Source organism: Specibacter sp. AOP5-B1-6, from assembly GCF_052376555.1.
Classification (GTDB): Bacteria; Actinomycetota; Actinomycetes; order Actinomycetales; family Micrococcaceae; genus Specibacter.
Genome location: NZ_JBQSVT010000022.1, coordinates 27,620 through 46,087, shown reverse-complemented (window position 1 = coordinate 46,087; position 18,468 = coordinate 27,620). Strand labels below are relative to the sequence as shown.

Sequence of the window (18,468 nt, the reverse complement as noted above, 5' to 3'; positions counted from 1 at the left end):
GAAGCGAGTGGTCAGCCTAGGTTCACACCCACTGCCCGTGAGCTGCCACTCATGTCAAGGATCGGACAAAGCATGGACTGCTGATGCGAAATCTGTTGTCGGAATGCACCGTTCAACCGCGCCATTGCTGGCAACTGGGGCTGGTGGCAGGGGACGGCAGCTGAGAACTTCCACCGGGTTGCGGTTGCTCGGACCGAGTACACCTGCTGGTGGCGGTGCCGCCGAGTACGTGGGAAACAAGTACTCACTACGGATGTTTCAGAACATGGTGACTTGTAGCGTAAAGAGCACCAGAAGAAATCAAATGATTCGTCGTCAAAGGTCTCAAAACATGTCTCATTTAATCTTGGAATCCCAACTGGCTGTTGGCATTCCGGAAGCGTCAACCCTTGGGGAATTTCAACTCAACGAAGCCGTACTTCACGTCCGGCCGGCTCTAGTAATGGCGGTCACAGCTGCATTGCGCAGTCAAGACCATTGCGGTGCCCTCTTGATTGGCGACCATGGAGTCGGCAAGACATTCATTGCCAGACAGGCCATGGAAGAAATAGCCGGCCAATGCCTCACGGTGTCATTGCGCGGAAGCGAAGCCACTTCGAATATAGCCTTTGGCGCGTTGGCGCCGCTGATGGGGGCCATGAAAGACCCACATTTGGACAATCCCCTGGCCGTGCTGCGGAGTGTGACACTGGAACTTGATGAACGTGCCAACGGCCGGGCCGTCATCCTCTTCCTTGACAACGTCCAGTTCCTCGATGCACAGTCGGCAATGATTGTTGGCCAGCTGGTCGTCAACCAGGCAGCCAGGCTGCTGCTGGCTTGTGATTCCCTCGCAACCGCACCTCAAGAGATCATAGGGTTGTGGAAGGACGGACTGCTCCGGCGAGTCGATGTCCCGGTATTTTCAGAGGATGAAACGAGGCAGTGGCTGCAACTGTTGCTCCAACTGCACATATCCGAAGCCGCCACCATGGCGCTCTGGGTTGCCAGTGGTGGCAACCCCCGCCTTCTGCACGCAGTGCTGCTGGAACAAATTGAGGCCAAGGTGCTGGTCAAAAATGACGATGTTTGGGTGCTGACCGGCCTGCCCTTTGCCTGCACCGGAAATACTGCGGACACCCTTTTGGCGTCCGTGGTGTCGCTGCCCGCAGCCGAGCGTCAAGTGGCAGAGGCACTCGCGCTCTCCGGTGGCATGTCCATCAATCATGTGATGGACTTCTGCGAACCCGCGGCAGTCGACTCCCTGCAGAAGCGCGGATATCTGGCCCTGTCCCACGGTGAAAACGGGGGCGCCCAACTGGCCAACAAACTACTCGCCGGGGTGCTCGCTGAACAGGTCACGGTGGGACGGAGTCGGGAGCTGTTCCAGTTGGTGACAAAGGTGGCAGGGACAAACGGTGCAACCAGCTCATCAAGGGTCGCCATGTCCGTGTGGGCCATCGAGTGCGGACACCCGCTGGATCGGAACCAGGCGGTCGCAGCGGCGCGGGAAGCCACCAACATTGGCCGTCCGGAGCAGGCGGAGTACATTCTCGACGCGGTCACCGACCATCCGCATGATTTTGCGCTCGGCATCGAGCAGGCGAGAGCCTCCCTGGCCATGGGAGAACAGAACCGGGCAAGGTCGATGATTCTTCAGCTGATTTCACGCCGGGACAAAGCCACACAGCAGCAGCAGCTGGAGCTGCTGCTGCTCCGCAGCCGTCTCTCCCGCGGTTCGGGTCAGGAAGACGCCGATTCCCGCGTTGCCCTGGAGGAGATCACTCGCCTCCTGGAGGAGACCGAATCCAACCAGTCCACGGATGCTGCGGAGGAGTCCAACCTGCGCGAACTGCTGAAGCTGGCCTTGGCCGAACATGCCATGTACGAGGGCCGCCACGTTGAGATCGAACCTCAACTCAGGGAAATCTACGCCTCCGATGAGACCAAGACGACCAAGCGGTTGGCAGCACTTTGGTTGATGGAGATCTGGATTTTGACCGGCCGGGTGGCGGACGCTGACCGGATCGCCGCTGAAATAGACTTCTACGACGTCGTCGGAGACGATCCGGCCAGCACTGGCGAACATTGTGGATCTGCCTTGATCGGCGCTGTAACTACATCCCTACTGGCCGCCAGGACAGGTACACACAAGTGGAACGAGCCGGCTGGCATGTTCAACCGGGCTCGGGAAACGTCGCTGGAAGAGCTGGTTTACGGGCTGAATTTGGCATACCACGGCAGCAGCGACCAGGCCCTTGCCTCGCTGCTTCCCGCCGCCAGCCAGCTTAACCGGCTTGGCGAATTCGGTGCAGCGGCGCTGGCCTACTCCGCCGCAGGCTACGTCCACGCCCTGAAGGCTGAAACTGACGAGGCCGAGGTGTGCCTGCGTCGGGGGCGGTCAGCGAAAGCGACGGGCTCTCGACTGCTCACACTTGCCAATGCTTATTTTCAGGTCATGACGGTCGCGGAGCTGGGCTCGGATGAAAAGGCCGTCGTCAGGCTCTTTGCACTCGCCGACGAGGAACGCCGCTTTAAAACCGTTAGCGTGGAGTTGGCTTTCGTTTCCTCAGCCATTCGTTTCGGAAACGTGTCGAGTGCGCGGAGACTCGTTGACCTGGCCGAACGCGTACAGGGAGAACAAGCCCGCATCTTTGCCAATTTTGGCCAGGGACTGCTGGCGCGTGACGCTTCCCGGCTGGTAACCACAGCCGAGTCCGCCCTGGCCCACGGCGACCATGTGCTCGCCCGCGATGTGTCACGGGCGGCCCTCAAGATTGCCAGGGAAAATCTCGACAAGGTGAACATGCGCCTGGCCCAGCAGCTGATCCGCACCGCGGTGCTGACGCTTGGGCGGGTACAGCCAAGCACCGATGACGGACAGGTGCTGACCCTGCGGGAACAGGAGATTGCCATTCAAGCTGCGGAAGGGGCCAGCAACAAGGCCATTGCAGCAAGGATGCATATTTCCGTCCGCACCGTGGAAGGCCACCTGTACCAGGTGTACTCAAAGCTTCAGGTCACCTCGCGGGCAGAGCTTCGGGACACGCTGGTGTAGATAGCTTGGCCCGGTCCGCGGATCGTTCGCCGCGGTTAAGATAATCCAGAATTTGGTCGACGGCGTCGGCCAGGGGAGTGATGCTGGTGTCCAGCTGCAGGCTGGCGTCGCCGGGCACCTCGTAGGGGGCGTCCACCCCGGTGAAATTCTTGAGCTCACCTTTACGAGCGCGGGCGTAGAGACCCTTGCGATCCCGCGCTTCGCAGACATCCAGCGGTGTGGAGATGTGGACCAGCACGAAACGGCCGACAGCTTCGATCATGCCGCGCACTTCCTGCCGGGTCTTGTCGTACGGTGCGATCGGTGCGCAGACCACTATGCCGCCAGCTTGGGCAATGAGTGAGGCCACCCAACCCAACCGCCGAATATTTGCCTCCCGCTCCTCCTGCGAGAATCCCATCCCGGGGGACAAAATTCGACGCACGTCGTCCCCATCCAGCAAGGTGATGGGGCGCGAGGAACATGTTTGCAGATTTTCCACCAGCGCCCGGGCTACCGTTGATTTTCCGGAGCCCGAAAGCCCGGTCAGGAAAATGACCGTCCCGGACAGTGTGTCTGTGGTTGTACTGCCTTCGCTTCGGGCCTCGGACAGCGGTGCAGCGGCAGCGCTGCGTGGAGCATGAAAGCTCAAGACGCTCGCTGCGCCCAAGTTGCCGAGGACGTGCAGATACAGGGCATGCGCCGCTTCCCCGTCCAGTGACGGCAGAACCAGCAGCCCGACGGCGGCATCCGGCAATTGTGCCGCGACCGCCCGCAACTCCGTCAGCAGCGGAACAACCGTGTATTTCCCGTGCGGTTGGGGCCCGCAGACGGCGATCAAAAGGACATGCCTTCCGGACTGCGTGGCCTCCGTGATGACCTGTGCCAATTCCGCCGCTCGCGGCGTCGAGGAGAAGATGGCCACCAAGGCGTTCTCAGCTTGCGGGGACAACGGCGAAGTGATGCGCAAATGTCTGGCAGGCGGGTGCTCGGGGGACCGCAGCGCACTGATCTGTCCGGCGATGTGTGCCAGGCCGGGTCCAGATTCCGCCGTGGCCGTGGCCGTCACAAGGAACACCGGGGTCCCGTCCGCGTCCGTAATGGTCAATGTGCCACCCGCCAACGCCGCAGCAGCGATTGGGCTGGGTATCTCGAGCTGGAACGGCACTGGCCAATCATCGGGCACATGGCCTGGGAGACAATATTCGTTGGCGGGCGCATACAATCCGCCCGCCAACAGCTCCAACTCGTCCAATGCGGCACCCGTGAGCGCAATGCGGGGCAGAACTTGTGGGATTTCGTGGTCAGGTCTCATGAGTCTCGGCAATCTACTTGTGGGCGGCATTGTCGTGGGCAATCCGCACACGTCGCATGTCTGAGGTGGCAAGGGCTGGAAGGCCATGGCGCCGGCGCAGGAGCATCCACGCCAGAGGTGCCAGAAGCAGGGCGAGAACGAGAATGACAACGGTCGTTTGATTGGTGACGTCAAGCATTTTCAAACCGGATGCCAGCAGTACAAAAGCCAATGCACGGCGAATGAATCCGCCCGAGAGGCGGCTTGAAAGTTGAGCCCCCAGATAGACGCCAGGGATGCTTCCGATCAACAGGGGAAGGGTGAGTCCCAGGTCCAGGTCACCAAAAAAGGCATGTCCTAGGGCCGCTGATGCCACCAACGGAACTGCCTGGAAGAGGTCGGTCCCCACCAGCTGATTGGCTTTTAGCGCGGGATAGAGCATCATCAGGCCGATGATAATGATGGAGCCGGAGCCGACGGAGGTCATGCCCACAATGAGGCCACCAATGATGCCGAGGATTATGGTGGGGACCGGCCGGATGCGCGGCGGCAGCTCAGACGCGGGCTTCGGGAGCAGGCGTCCGCTGCGTTTCTTGGCCCGCTCCACCATTTTTAGATAGGACCGCACTGCCAGCAGGGTTGCCGACACCAGCAGCGCGACGCCCAGGGCAAGCTTTACCCCGATCTGCACGGACTGCCCCGGACCCATCCATTTTAGGATCAGTACCCCGCAGAAGGCCGCGGGCACTGATCCGACCACCAACCACATCACTACTCGCAGGTTGACGGTCTTGTTCCGCCAGTGCACCCATGATCCGATCGGTTTCATGACGGCGCTCGCCACCAAGTCACTTGAAACTGCGGCCAAGGGAGGCACGCCGAAAATCAACACCAGGGCCGGTGTCATCAGCGCGCCACCACCCATGCCGGTCAGACCGACAACAATGGCGACACAGAAGGCGGCAACAACTAACCAAACGTCCATAAGCACAAATGGTGCCACCGTCCAGGAACCGAAAATAGACGTAGCCAGCGGGAGCAGCAAGTGTCAGAAAAATGGATTACACAGTAGTCCAGTAGGAAAAGTAAGTAATCGTCACTCTCGCGTGCAAGCTCGGTGGAACCTAGTGTGGCGGATACCTGCCTGAACCAGTTCCGGCACTGAGCCATGAGGAGGCCGGCCGTGCACGCGACCGCCAAAGCTGACTACGCTTTGCGGGCTTTAGTCGAGCTTTCACTGCACGACGGCGAATTGGTCACCCGGGATGTGCTGGCTGCACAACAGCAGATTCCGGCTAAATTTCTCGAATCGATATTGGCTGAGCTAACACGCAGCGGGCTGCTCATTGCCAAGCGGGGAGTGGGAGGCGGCTATCTGCTGGGACGCCCGGCAGCGGAGATTACAGTGGCAGATGTCATCCGCGCCGTCGATGGCCCGCTTGCCGGCGTGCGCGGGCGGCGGCCCGAGGATGTGGAATACCCGGACTCCAGTGCCAGCCTTCGTGATGTGTGGGTCGCGGTTCGGGCCAGCATCCGCACGGTCCTCGAACAGACCACTCTGGCGGACGTGGCTGCCAAACAGCTTCCGGAGGATGTCACGGCACTGCTCCAAGTCAAAGGAGCCTGGCTGCGCCGTTGACACCCGTGGGAGGATTTCTGCCCCAAAACCCCGATGGCGTCGATTTCGAGGGAATGGTCAGTGCCCGGTGATTAGTCAGTGCCGGGTAAATGCCTGGCGGATTCGCCGGAGGGCAATGGGTCCTGAATGGGTGGCAGACAGATGCTCCAGCTCTTCCTGAAGTTTCTGACCAGCAAGTTCCGGGTGGGATGTGCGGGGCGGAGTGCGAACACTTTCAGGATTTCGCAGCGCAGCCTCCAAGGCGCGGACCAGTTCCTCGGCCGACTCGGCGGCAATGGCCTCACCCAGTTTGGCCATCGTCCGGGTAAAGGCAATCTGGTGCCCATCCACTACCTCGTGAAGGTCGGGCCGGCGGGGAACGGCTATCGGCACGTGCCCGACGGACCTGGCATCAAGAATGGATCCGGGCCCGCCTTGGACCACAACCACGGTCGCGTTCTCGTAGAGCCGCAACAGTTCCGGTCGCGGCATCCGGTCCCGAGCCACGGCCATTAGCGGTGGTCGGCTGGCGCCGTGCTGGACCAGGCACGTTGGTGGGTCGCTCATGGAACGGAGCCATTCATCGATCCAGTCCACGAGACGGTCGAATTTATGGTGATCGGTACCCAGCGACACGACAATTGACGGCTCACTCCGTTCGGCCGTCACAACAGTTGCCCAATGTTAACGGCCTCAGGATAGTAGACCAGCTGTTCATCCCACTGCACACAAAAAAGATCTGACAGGGGATAGCAGATTCGGCCGCTCAAGGTTGGCATCGTGATGCGGTCAAAGCATTCGATGTACACAGTTTTGATGCCGAGGATTCGGGCCACGATGAAGAATGGCACGCTGACGGCTGCCCCTGCAGAAATGACCACGTCAGGTCGGTTCCGCAGCAAAGTGGGCCAAGCCAGCAATAGATTACGGAAGGCATTGGGCAGGTTCCTTGTTGTGGGGAAGTGGCACCAGGTAACTTCTTCACCTGCCAAGACGGCCTCGACTTCCGGGCGGCGAAAGGTAACCCAGCTTCTGGAATTGTTTTCCCACCAGCTTTCCAGCGCTACCAACTGGGCGAGGTGCCCCCCTGCGGAAGCCACAAGCATCAATTTCATTTTGAGTCCTTCCCCCTGGCGCCCGGGCGTCGGCGCCGTATTCTGATCGGTGCCGGCACTTTCCCGGGGCCGCATGAATGTTTCCCTGCAGCCACGAGCGTCGAGTTCACTTGACGTCCCAGGCCGGCACCTGCCAGTTTTCTGATGCCACCGAGCCTAGGTCCGGTCCGCTGAGAACGCCCGAGTACTAAATACCTGATTCCGCAGGGGGATTACGCGCACTGAAAATAGTGGGTGGCCAGCACCGAATGCGGCACGTAATTCACTCGCAGTCCAAGTAGAACCGGCGGGCGGCGGGGTAATTCCCGGGTATCGCCGCCGCCAATCTCCGTAACGTCTACCCGTGCTTCTCTGCCTGGAGCTTCCTAGGCTTTTACATGTGGGATGCGTTGAGGGTTCTCGATCTGTCGCAGTGATGAAATCAGCTGGATCCACTGGGGATTCCTGGAGTCATTATCAGCTGTGGCGTTGACGGAATTTTTGAAAGCATGATCGTGTCCCGTCGCTTTAACCGCTTCATGCCCGTGAAGAAAGTGGGCAGCACAGGTCTCCCCCTGGTCGGGAGCCGGCGGCGGAGGTGTCGTCTGAGACCGCGACACCACCCCCAGTCGCCGCCGGCTCCTTTTGCTTGTCGTCCACGCGTAATACGTGGGTCAACAGTGACAGATTCGAGTACCGCCTACTGGTGTCACTCGGAACAATGGTCAATACGCTCAATGTAGTGGTTTGCACTGCTAGGAATTGAAGAAATGGTGTCAAAAATGGTCTTGGGAATTCCGTCCAATAACTTGATGGCGAACCGTGCGCGGCATGCACCCACCCAGATCGAACCTGTCGAATTCTCGGCAGGATTCTGGCGGAGGGACTGCAAGGAGCACCAAACTTCGGCAGGGGAGTCGTGCCAGTTTTTGGTGCGAAGATTCGTGCGCGAAGTCCTCAAAACGGAGCCGGCGGTGTTGATGCCTTGGCTTGCCCAGGCATCTCCCCAGCCACCGTCGGCTCCCCGCCGCAGGCTCGCCTGCAGAGGGCGGGAATCGACAAGCGCCCCTCTCACAGCAGGAGGCTGGTGACCATGCGCCCGTTTGGACAGGGTTCCGGAGATTCAGGCATTAGGCGTCTCGTTGCTGACCCTGCGATATTGGCGACCGGGATGGGACGCCTTCCCTTGAAGGTCGCGCCCCCGCTTGCGTTCGACGGCGCAGCCCCGAATCACCATCCTTCAAAGCTTCGCCGCCAGCACGGCGCAGCACCGGCATATGCACTAATTTGGGCCCGCCGGTATCGGGCGAAGATTCTTGTCACAGATGTTGTCTTGATCCTTTTTGCGGTCCTGCTCTGCTCGCAGGCGGTGCAGAGCAGCCCGACACTGACCTGGCAACGAGGCATGGCTGTCAACGTCGGTATTTCACTGACGTGGCTGACCACCTTGTGGCTGTGCCGCACCCGGGACCCCAGGCTCGTTGGATTGGGTCCCGGGGAGTACAAAAGCATCATCAGGGCCAGCAGCGCCGCATTCGGGTTTTTGGCCGTGGCTTTCCTGTTTGCCAACGCCTACCATATGAATCTTGTCTTCTTAATGACAATGCCGGTTGGGACGGCGGCACTCCTTGTGGGCCGTTGGGGATGGCGCAGATGGCTTACACGCCAGCGCGCCTACGGACATTATCTCTCCCGCGTCATCGTCCTTGGCACGCACGACGACGTCACGTACGTTGTCGACCAGATCACCAAGAAATCCGGAGCCGCCTACGAGGTTGTGGGTGTGGCGCTGGAAAGCGACAACAACGGCGAAGCCGTCACGGTGGGGCAGGCAAGAGTGCCTGTGGTTGCGGGGCTGGACGGGATCTTTGCTGCCGTGGAGGAATTCAACGCCGATGCCGTGATCGTAGCCGGTCAGGTTTCCCGTGGCAGCAGTTATCTTAAGGAACTTGGCTGGAAGCTGGAGGAAAGCGCCACCGAGCTGGTGGTTGCCTTGTCGTTGACCAACGTCGCTGGGCCACGCATCCAGATGCGCCCCGTCGAGGGGCTTCCGCTCATGCACGTGGACCTGCCGCGCTTCACCGGCTACAAGCACCTGCTCAAACGGTCTGTGGACATTGTCGCTTCGGCCATGGCGCTGCTGTTTCTCCTGCCGGTCTTCACCATTCTCGCCGTCATGATCAAACGAGACTCCGAGGGGCCGGTTATTTTCCGCCAGAAGCGCGTCGGCCGCGACGGCAACATCTTTGAGATGTACAAATTCAGGTCCATGTGTGTGGACGCTGAGGCCGAACTCAACCGTCTGGCTCATTTGAACCAGGGTGCCGGATTGCTCTTCAAGCTGCGTGAAGACCCCAGAGTTACCAAGGTTGGGGAATGGATGCGGCGCCACTCGCTGGATGAGCTCCCGCAGTTCGTCAATGTTCTGAAGGGGCAGATGTCCCTGGTTGGCCCTCGTCCGCCGCTGCCATCCGAGGTGGCTCGTTATGACCGGAACGCCTACCGCCGGCTTTACATCAAGCCTGGCGTCACCGGGCTGTGGCAGGTCAGCGGCCGTTCGGATTTGTCGTGGCAGGAGAGTGTTCGCCTCGATCTGTACTATGTCGAGAACTGGTCCCTGACCGGTGATCTCATGATCATGTGGCGGACCTTCAAGGTCATGCGCTCCCCTGAGGGAGCCTATTAGATTCAGCCGCGCAGCTGCGAACCTACAGCTCAGCCAGCGGCCGCAAATGACAACCGAACACAAATGGGGGCAACGAAATGAACAATGTAAATTCCCAAGAAGCGGGTGCAGAAAGCGACTTGGAGCTTGCTGTCCGGCTGGCCGGGGAGGCAGGCCGTCAACTTATGGAGATGCGGGCGCACGCGCTGCGGGAGGACGTCGGACCCACGGAACTGAAAAATTCGGGTGACGCCTTGTCCCAAGCTTTTTTGGGTCGTGAACTTAGTATGCTTCGTCCCGCCGACATGGTCCTGTCCGAGGAAGCACTTGATGACGCGAGCCGCACCACGAGCCCTCGAGTCTGGATCATCGACCCGCTGGATGGAACCAGGGAGTTTTCCGAGGGCCGCCACGACTGGGCCGTTCACGTAGCGCTGTGGTGCGCCGGCCGTCTGGAGGTGGGGGCCGTGGCCCTCCCCGGATTGGGGCTGGTCCTGAACAGTGGCACCGAGGCGCCAAAACGAATGCCGCTGGAGGGTCCGCTGCGCTTGGCTGTATCCCGCAGCCGAGCCTCCGAACTCGTTAAAGCACTGGCCGAAAGACTCGACGCCGTGCTAGTGCCCATGGGTTCCGCCGGATACAAGGTGGGCGCCGTGGTTCGCGGTGACGTCGACGCCTATGTCCACAGCGGCGGGCAATATGAGTGGGACTCGGCAGCCCCCGTCGCCGTCGCCGGCGGATACGGTCTGCACGTGAGTCGTATTGACGGCTCGGAGCTGGCATACAACCAGCAGGATCCTTATTTGCCGGACCTCTTGGTCTGTCGGCCGGAGCTGGCAGCAACACTCCTGGCCCACATTGCACAAATTCACCAGGCTGCAGAACCTCACATGTCAGGTCTCAACAAGGATGGGATGTACGCACGATGAAACAACCAATTTCCACCCCAAGCTTTAGCCCCAGTCAGTTGCAGTTGCTGGAGTCGGAAGCCATCTTCATTATTCGGGAGGTGGTTGCCGAGTTGGAGCGGCCGGCCATGATGTTCTCCGGCGGCAAGGACTCACTTGTCATGCTCCACCTGGCGGCCAAGGCTTTCGCCCCGGCCAGGATACCTTTTCCGGTGCTCCACATTGACACCGGCCACAACTTCGCCGAAGTCCTCTCATACCGTGACGAGGTGGTTGAAAGATTGGGTGTCAATTTGGTGGTTGGCTCCGTTCAGGACGCCATTGACCGGGGCCTGGTCACCGAGGAGCCCGGCGGCTCCCGCAATCGACTGCAGACCCGGGTCTTGCTGGATACGGCGGAGAAGAACGCCTTCAATGCACTCATGGGAGGCGCGCGCCGCGACGAGGAAAAGGCCCGAGCCAAGGAGCGGATTTTTTCCTTCCGCGACGACTTTGGCCAATGGGATCCGAAGAACCAGCGCCCGGAGCTGTGGAGCTTGTACAACACACGCGTTCACCTGGGCGAGAGCATCCGCGTGTTCCCCATATCCAACTGGACCGAGCTGGATATTTGGAGCTACATCGCCGCGGAGGGCATTGGCGTCCCATCCATCTACTACGCGCATCAGCGTGAGGTGTTTGAACGCAACGGGATGCTCTTTGGCGTGCACCAGTTCTGCCAGCCCAAATCCGGCGAGCAAACGTTTGTGGATACCGTCAGGTACCGCACGGTGGGAGACGCGAGCCTGACAGCCGCCGTCCGCTCCACAGCAGCCACGGCCACGGAAATCATGGCCGAGGTAGCTTCAACCCGGATCACCGAACGTGGTGCCACCCGCGGTGACGACCAAGTCAGTGAGGCGGCCATGGAAGACCGCAAGAAGGAGGGGTACTTCTAAAATGGATCTTTTGAGATTTGCCACGGCAGGTTCCGTCGACGACGGAAAGAGTACATTGATAGGACGCATGCTCTATGACTCCAAGTCAATATTTTCTGACCAATTGGAGTCCATTGAGAAGACCAGCAAGGACCGCGGGGACGACTACACCGATCTGTCGCTGCTGACGGACGGACTGCGTGCCGAGCGGGAACAGGGCATCACGATTGATGTGGCCTATAGGTACTTCTCCACGCCCAAGCGGAAATTCGTCATCGCCGACACGCCAGGCCACATCCAGTACACCCGCAATATGGTGACCGGGGCCTCTACTGCGGATGCCGCCGTCGTGCTCGTTGATGCGCGCAAGGGGCTGAGTGAACAGAGCCGGCGGCACGCCTTTCTGGTCTCGCTGCTCCAGGTCCCGCACCTGGTGCTGGCCATCAACAAGATGGACCTGGTGGACTGGTCGGAGGAGGTCTACGAGTCCATCCGAGCAGAGTTCGTGGATTTCGCCGCGAAGCTGGAAATTACGGACCTGTCCGTAATCCCCGTCTCAGCGCTGCTGGGCGACAATGTGGTGACACGGTCGGAGAACATGCCGTGGTACCACGGGCCCACCCTGCTGCACCACATGGAGACGCTGCACATTGCCAGTGACCGCAATTTGGTGGATGTCCGCTTTCCGGTGCAATACGTAATTCGGCCACACCAGAGCAGCAACCACGATTACCGGGGTTACGCGGGGCAAATGTGCGGGGGCGTGTTGCAAGTGGGGGACGAGGTGCTCGTACTGCCAAGCGGGCTTCCGACGAAGATTGCCTCGATCATGGACGCATCCGGGCCTGCCGACGTGGCATTTTCACCCATGTCAGTCACCATCTGTTTGGAGGACGACTTGGACATCTCCCGAGGAGACATGATCTGCAGAATGAACAACCAGCCGTCGGTCGCGCAGGATATTGATGCGATGGTGTGCTGGATGAGCAGCACACCGATGGCACCGGGGCAGCGCCTGGCAGTCAAACACACCACACGGAACGCGCGGGCGCTCGTCAAGGAGCTGCAATACGAGCTCAACGTCAACACCCTGCATCGCAATCAGGGTGCTACGGAGCTGAAACTGAACGAGGTAGGCCGAGTCCGATTGCGCACGACGATCCCGTTGCTCGCCGACGAGTACCGCAGAAACAGGCAAACGGGTGCATTCGTCTTGATCGACGAGTCCACCAACAGCACTGTCGGGGCCGGGATGATCCTCGCGGCCATCTGAGCGGGGTACAAGGACTGAGCAGGGCACAGGGAGGCCCGCCACACAATGTGTGGCGGGCCCCCTGTGCCCTCCGCCCAGCTCGATGTGAGCAGTGTGGGAACTTATTGCCAGTGCCATTCCCAGCCGTAGGACCCCTCAAAGCCGCCCACTACAAACGCGGCCGAGCCCGCGCCCTTGGGAACATCGAGGATCACCAGGCCATCGACCTTGGTTCCGGGTTCGACAGGGGACTCGATCAGGTCCTCGGCGGGGACGCAGCCGGCACTATTGCCGATCGGGTCAACCAACTGCTCGCCCGCAGCATCCCAGGCAGTGAATTCCATATTGGACAGGGCAAGGCTGGGCCAGCCAGAGTCAGCGAAGTTGTCCTGCGCGGCCACAGAGATTGTAATGGCGACAAATTGGCCATTGATGCTGGGCTGGGCGTCCGGGCCGGTGCACTTGAAATCGGCCTGAATGCTGTCCGCTGTGAGATCGGCAAACTGCTGGCCCGTGGCGGCACCGAAGACACTGGTCTCCCCGACCTTTTGGGCCACGTTGCCACGTGCGTTCAGCCCCAAATCCGCCAGCGGTGTGGCAGCAGGCTCTGGACCCGGGCTGACCTGTTCTGCGGGGCTGGGGGCAGGGACAGGGGCCGTTGGACCCACTGTCGCACCCACCGTCGGAGCGGCGGCCGATGACGGAGCGGCTGTCGCAGGCTGGGCAGAAACGGCGGACTTGGCAGTTGCCTGTGGGCTGGCGCTCGCCGTACTGCTCACTGGAGCCGCCGGAGCGGCAGCCTCGGGGCTGCCGGAACAGGCCGCCAGCAGCAGGGCGGCGGTGGATAGTGCAGCTAAACTGAATAGTTTCTTCACATTGAGACTCCGTGCTTGAAGTGGAAACTTTCCGCCAGTCTCCCGGCTGCCTTGATGATAAAGCAGTGTGCCGCCAGAAGGTATAGGTAGTGCCGGGCACAGCGACAGTAAACCGAGCCGAGGGATGCGTAATTGCGAATGGGTGCACGATTCGGGTCAGCCGGTGGGGATCTTGCACCGCTCGGAGGACTCCATGGTGTGCTCGTTGACAAAATTCCTGAAGGCCGCCAACACTTCCGGGCTGGAGCCCACGGCTGTGGTTCCCACACCCAGTCTCTGGCCGTCGCTCCCAACACCCGAGTGGTTCCAATAAATTAGTGCACGCAATTTCGGGTAGTCACGCAGTTGCTTGGCGGCACCGGCAAAGAATGCGGCGCTGGGCGCCGGGTTATGCGGGGAGATCGCGACACCCCACTCAGCCAACATCTGTGGTTTGTCCGGATAATTCGTGGCAGCCCAGTCATAGAATCCCGGCCACTGGCCTTCGGGGCGGTTGAGCAGGCTGCCGAGATTCGGGGTCTGGTCAATATTGAAGGCATAGGGGTCCTGGGCAATCCAGTCCACCACGTCATCGCCTGGATACAGTTCGCTGAACCACGGCTGGGTGGCAAACTTGGTGGCGCCGGTGTAGTTCACCACCGTGATCATCTGCACTCCGGGCGTGGCACGCAGCACCGTCACCACATGGCGAAAATAGTCGCGGAAGTCTGCGGCTGTCTGCCCGGAACCAGGGGTTGGATTCACCCTGGATTCCATCTCGGCACTGAGTGAGAGGAAGAACGGCGTGTCGAGGGCCTGAGCGAGGCTCCCGGCCAGTTGATGGAGATAGCTGTCCGCGGCACCATCTGCGACCTGACGCCACGTGAGATTTTCGGGGCGCCAGTTGTAGAAAAGAGTCAGGGGAGTGGCGCCTTGGTTGGCCCGGGCCGCTTCGTCGTCCGAAGGAAACAGGGTTTCTTGGCCGCGTTTGTAAAAATGGGCCACATCAACGTCTCGGCCCACCTTTGCCTCAAAGGAGCGAAGGGAGGATGTCCAGTTGTGTTCCGGGGACATCGGATTTGCTGCGACACCAAAAAGGACATTGCAGCCAACGGCTTGCGGGCCGCCTGAAACGAGGAGGGCACAAGCCAGCGACATCACGATCACTGCCACAAAATGATGCCGAGGCCGATGCACTTTTCCTCCGACTGCACGACTGGATTCTTCAGGGTATGCGAAGACGTGCCCGTGGTAAACGGGTACACCGCAAACGGGAAGACAGAAACAGCGGGGCAGGTGATGAATTCATCACCTGCCCCGCTGTTTGTGGAGGGAAGCTACTTCAAGTAGTCTTCCCCGGCCGAAGCCAGAATGTCACTCCCCACGAAGGAACGGAACGCAGACTGAACGGCAGAGTCATTGCTGATCTGCGTCCGACCTACGCTGAGAGCATTACCGGACGTGTCGACGCCGTTGGAGTCCCAGTAGACAAGAGCCTTGAGCTTGGGCAAGGTGGCCAAGTCGGCAGCCGCCGTCTTGAAGAAGTCAGCCTTGTAGCCAGGGCTCGACGCCGGCTGGTCCACTCCCCACTCGCCGATCATTTGGGGCTTGTCGGGGTAGTTTGTCGCGGCCCAGTTGTAGAATCCGGGCCAGGTCTTGGCATTCGAGGTTCGGTTGACCATGCCTTCGAAGTCGCTCAACCAGACTGAGCCAGAGCCAAAGGCATAGGGGTCCTGGGCGATCCAGTCCACCACGTCGTTGCCGGGGTAGAGGTCCTCGAACCATGGCATGCCGCCCCACTTTTCCAGGCCGGTGTAGTTCATGACGCTGACCATGTTAGTCACACCATTGGCACGCAGCACAGAGACGGTGTGGCGGAAGAAGTTCTTGAAGTCCGTTGCCGTCTGGCCGGAAGCGGCATTGGTGTTGACCTCGTCCTCCATCTCAGCGTTCAAGGACAGGTAGAACGGCTTGTTGGCATTTGACTTCATGTGGGCAGCCAACTTCTTGAGGTAGTCGTCAGCTCCGCCTTCGGCGACCTCGCGCCAGGTCAAACCGGTCGGCTTCCAGTTGTAGAACAGGATGCGGTTCTTTCCTGCTTCATCCTGGCGATTCAGCTCGGCTGCAGCCGGGAACATCGCCGACTGGCCACGCTTGTAGTAGTGGGCGATGTCCATATCGCGCCCTGCCGTTTTTTCGAAGTTGGTCAGTGCCGTGTCCCAGCTTTCACCGGAAAGCGGGTTGGCGGCTGCGCCGAACCATGCGCCACAGCTGGGGACCAGCTTGGCGGTGACAGTGCAATCGGACGGCGCCGGCACGGCCGGCTTGGTCGTCGTTGGCGGTGTCGTTACCGGCGGTGTGGTGGGTGTCGTCGCTGCAGGCGGCGTCGTCGGCGCTGGAACAGGCTGTGAGCCCTCACCGTTGTTCACCGAGATTGCCGGACGATCGGCTTCGGCGGACTCACGGGAGGCGATCCGGGTGATGCCGCCATCCGAACGTGTCAGCGCGATGGCCACGGTGCCGTCCGGGGCGGAAATTCCGGTCACTGACAGTGTCAGGTCCTGTTTGCCATTGTCGACGGTGGCATTGGCCAGCACCTTGGCGGTTGCCGGGGCGTTGTTGTAGTTGATGCCCGTCTCGGACCATGTCGAGGACTCGAGCTGCGAGGCCTGCAGTGTTCCGGCGTCGCCGCCGATAACGCGCAAGTCAATTTTGATGACGTCGCTGGATTCGATGGCGCCCAGATTGCTGAATTTCAGGTAGCCCGTCTTGCGGTCCTTCTGGTCCAGGCCGACGGAAATCTTGTCTGTCTCACCATAATTATGCGTCGGAACGGTGGAAACAGTGTAGGCGTCCGCTGATGCATTTGTGGCCGTTGCCGCCTGCGCGGCAGATACGGGGACCGTCAGAGCAAGGCCTGCGACTATGGCCGCTGCTGCGGCGACGGACACCGCAGCTACTTTTTTGTTGTAAGCCAAAGAGTTTCGGCTGGGGCTCGAGGGGTGCGAGCTGAACTCCTTGGACGAATAGTGTTTCGTCATACTTTAAAACTCCATTTTGGCAGCCTTCCTGACCCCAGCCACAGGCTAACCGCAACGATAGTTATTGATCTGTTACATTGCGCCTAGAACAGTATCCGATTAATCCTGCGAAGAAAAATTTGACTTGGCTGCGGATGTAAGCGGGTCCGCGCGGGTTCGGGGCTCGGGAAGGGAGAAATTCCGAGGCAATGCGAGGCTGGCGTGCCTGCAGAGGAGCACTGAAATGCCCTGCTCAGCCCCTTGGGATAAGGCTTTCCCTGCGCCACCACAGGAATGCTGCGTAGCCCGCGGCCGAAATTGCGATTGCCGCCACGTCCAGCAGGGGTGTCCCGGGCAACAAGGTGAACCACAGGAAGGGGAATGCCAGAAAGATCACTACTATTCCACCGGTCATGTACGCCGTGTGTCGGGACACGGGAGAGATGCCAAGCGTCCGCCTGACCTGCACGAAGCACATGACATTTCTGACCACGATGGCCGCAGCCCAGGCGATGGCAGCGCCCACGATTCCCAGCACTGGCACCAGCAGCAGGCAGCCAACCACGTCCACAGCCAGGGCCATGACGGTATTGATCAGGGACAAACTGCTCCGACCGGCCATTAACAGCAGCATGTCCAGGGGACCCATGCTCGTGGCAAACAGCATGGCGACACACAGGATGCGAAGGGAATCGGCTCCAACGGCAAAGTCAGTTCCGAACACGGCGCTGAGGAGTCGTTCCGCGAGAATGACAAATACAAGATAGATGGGCCAGGCAAGAGAAACCGTCCACAGTGTCAGCTGCTGCGTGACCAGCTTGGCTCCCTTGTGGTTGTCCTTGGCCAGCAGCTTGGCCAGATGCGGCTCGCTTACCTGTTGCAGGGCTGTGGTCGCCAGCTGGCCCAGAACCAGGAAACGGGTCACGGCCGTGTACATCGCTGCGGCAGCGGGACCGGCAACAATAGTGACGACGGCGATGTCCGCCCGCTGCAGGCCTACTTGGGCCAGCCTCCCCACTCCCCGGGGAATCGTGAAGCGCCAGAACTCCGTGGCGACCTCCCTTGGCGCTTCGGGCCTCCCCGTGCCAAAAGTATCCGGATTTTTGCGCATCGTCCGCCACAGCATGACCAGTGCGCAAATCAGCGCCAACGTGTATGGCGCCACCCAGGAGATGGCCAGGGCAAGCGCCCCAGAACCAGCCGCGCCCGAACCCAGCAGTGCTGCGCCAAGCACCAAGACCACCTGCAGCAGCGGGCGGACAACCCGCTCGATGACGATGGTTGGCTTCATGTGTGTCAGCCCACGGGTGATGGCGAGGGTCAGCTCATAGCTGGCGGCGATGGGCAATGCTAAGGCGAAAACCACGATCATCTGCGCCGCGATGGTCTCGGCGCCCCCACCGGAGAGCACCCGCGCCAAGGGATGGGCAAAGAACAGTCCCAGCGTCATCACCAGGACGCTCACGAACAGCGCAATGCAGACGCTGTGCCGGATCAGGTATTTGTTGTTGCGCGGGGTGTCCCGGGCATTGTTCCACGCTATAAATCGAACCAATCCTTGGTCCACGCCGATCTCGGACAACGCCAGGGCAATCAGGAAAATTGAGGAAACAGCGAAGATGAGCCCGGCCGTTTCCGGGTCCCACAGTCGCGATATGAGGACCACGAGCAGGAAGCTGGAAACGGCCGAAAGGCCCGCTCCCAGCAGGTTTGCCGCTCCGGACTTCGCGATCTTGTTGACGGAGCGGGTAGCGTCCTTGCTGTTTTGCCGGGCCATGGCCAGGCTGTCACGGGCCGGATCCGATGGCCGGGGAAGGGTGTCCATGGAGG

General features: G+C 60.5%; 14 protein-coding genes. 6 read left to right on the top strand and 8 right to left on the bottom strand.

What is annotated here, in order from left to right:
- Positions 1–637: 637 nt before the first annotated feature.
- Positions 638–3,037 (top strand): response regulator transcription factor, encoded by a 2,400-nt coding sequence (locus ACT3TS_RS12390; RefSeq protein WP_444531823.1) that lies wholly within the window; start codon positions 638–640, stop codon positions 3,035–3,037.
- Here ACT3TS_RS12390 and cysC read toward each other — a convergent pair.
- Both cysC and ACT3TS_RS12380 read right to left on the bottom strand, forming a co-directional pair.
- On the bottom strand, positions 3,000–4,331 hold the full coding sequence (cysC, locus tag ACT3TS_RS12385) for an adenylyl-sulfate kinase (RefSeq protein WP_444531822.1): 1,332 nt from the start codon (positions 4,329–4,331) through the stop codon (positions 3,000–3,002). The genes ACT3TS_RS12390 and cysC overlap by 38 nt on opposite strands.
- Positions 4,332–4,344: 13 nt before the next feature.
- The gene (locus ACT3TS_RS12380) at positions 4,345–5,295 is read right to left on the bottom strand and encodes a sulfite exporter TauE/SafE family protein (protein ID WP_444531821.1); all 951 of its coding nucleotides are present in this window, start codon (positions 5,293–5,295) and stop codon (positions 4,345–4,347) included.
- 198 nt (positions 5,296–5,493) lie between these two features.
- Here ACT3TS_RS12380 and ACT3TS_RS12375 point away from each other — a divergent pair, with 198 nt between their 5' ends.
- Positions 5,494–5,949, top strand: coding sequence for an RrF2 family transcriptional regulator (locus tag ACT3TS_RS12375; RefSeq protein WP_444531820.1), 456 nt, complete (start codon positions 5,494–5,496; stop codon positions 5,947–5,949).
- A gap of 75 nt (positions 5,950–6,024) precedes the next feature.
- On the opposite strand, the gene ACT3TS_RS12370 is transcribed toward ACT3TS_RS12375, so the two are convergent.
- Together ACT3TS_RS12370 and pssD are read right to left on the bottom strand one after the other, a co-directional pair.
- Positions 6,025–6,495 carry a glycosyltransferase gene (locus ACT3TS_RS12370; RefSeq protein ID WP_444531819.1) on the bottom strand — a complete coding sequence of 157 codons (471 nt, stop codon included), beginning with the start codon at positions 6,493–6,495 and terminating at the stop codon, positions 6,025–6,027.
- Positions 6,496–6,593: 98 nt separating this feature from the next.
- Positions 6,594–7,043 (bottom strand): PssD/Cps14F family polysaccharide biosynthesis glycosyltransferase, encoded by a 450-nt coding sequence (gene pssD / locus ACT3TS_RS12365; protein ID WP_444531818.1) that lies wholly within the window; start codon positions 7,041–7,043, stop codon positions 6,594–6,596.
- Between the two features lie 1,150 nt (positions 7,044–8,193).
- On the opposite strand from pssD, the gene ACT3TS_RS12360 reads away from it, so the two are divergent.
- The 4 genes from ACT3TS_RS12360 (at position 8,194) to ACT3TS_RS12345 (ending at position 12,785) form a co-directional block, all read left to right on the top strand.
- The gene (locus ACT3TS_RS12360; RefSeq protein ID WP_444531817.1) at positions 8,194–9,708 is read left to right on the top strand and encodes a sugar transferase; all 1,515 of its coding nucleotides are present in this window, start codon (positions 8,194–8,196) and stop codon (positions 9,706–9,708) included.
- Between the two features lie 77 nt (positions 9,709–9,785).
- Positions 9,786–10,616: a 3'(2'),5'-bisphosphate nucleotidase CysQ gene (locus ACT3TS_RS12355; RefSeq protein WP_444531816.1), complete on the top strand. Its 831-nt coding sequence runs from the start codon at positions 9,786–9,788 to the stop codon at positions 10,614–10,616.
- Positions 10,613–11,533 carry a sulfate adenylyltransferase subunit CysD gene (cysD, locus tag ACT3TS_RS12350; RefSeq protein WP_444531815.1) on the top strand — a complete coding sequence of 307 codons (921 nt, stop codon included), beginning with the start codon at positions 10,613–10,615 and terminating at the stop codon, positions 11,531–11,533. Before ACT3TS_RS12355 ends, cysD begins: the two co-directional genes overlap by 4 nt.
- 1 nt (position 11,534) lies before the next feature.
- The gene (locus ACT3TS_RS12345; RefSeq protein WP_444531814.1) at positions 11,535–12,785 is read left to right on the top strand and encodes a sulfate adenylyltransferase subunit 1; all 1,251 of its coding nucleotides are present in this window, start codon (positions 11,535–11,537) and stop codon (positions 12,783–12,785) included.
- Between the two features lie 101 nt (positions 12,786–12,886).
- On the opposite strand, the gene ACT3TS_RS12340 is transcribed toward ACT3TS_RS12345, so the two are convergent.
- The 4 genes from ACT3TS_RS12340 to ACT3TS_RS12325 form a co-directional block, all read right to left on the bottom strand.
- The gene (locus ACT3TS_RS12340) at positions 12,887–13,639 is read right to left on the bottom strand and encodes a hypothetical protein (protein WP_444531813.1); all 753 of its coding nucleotides are present in this window, start codon (positions 13,637–13,639) and stop codon (positions 12,887–12,889) included.
- 156 nt (positions 13,640–13,795) lie between these two features.
- On the bottom strand, positions 13,796–14,791 hold the full coding sequence (locus ACT3TS_RS12335; protein ID WP_444531812.1) for a hypothetical protein: 996 nt from the start codon (positions 14,789–14,791) through the stop codon (positions 13,796–13,798).
- Positions 14,792–14,955: 164 nt separating this feature from the next.
- Positions 14,956–16,659: a CBM96 family carbohydrate-binding protein gene (locus tag ACT3TS_RS12330; protein WP_444531811.1), complete on the bottom strand. Its 1,704-nt coding sequence runs from the start codon at positions 16,657–16,659 to the stop codon at positions 14,956–14,958.
- Positions 16,660–16,891: 232 nt separating this feature from the next.
- The gene (locus ACT3TS_RS12325; protein WP_444531810.1) at positions 16,892–18,463 is read right to left on the bottom strand and encodes an oligosaccharide flippase family protein; all 1,572 of its coding nucleotides are present in this window, start codon (positions 18,461–18,463) and stop codon (positions 16,892–16,894) included.
- Positions 18,464–18,468 lie beyond the last annotated feature (5 nt).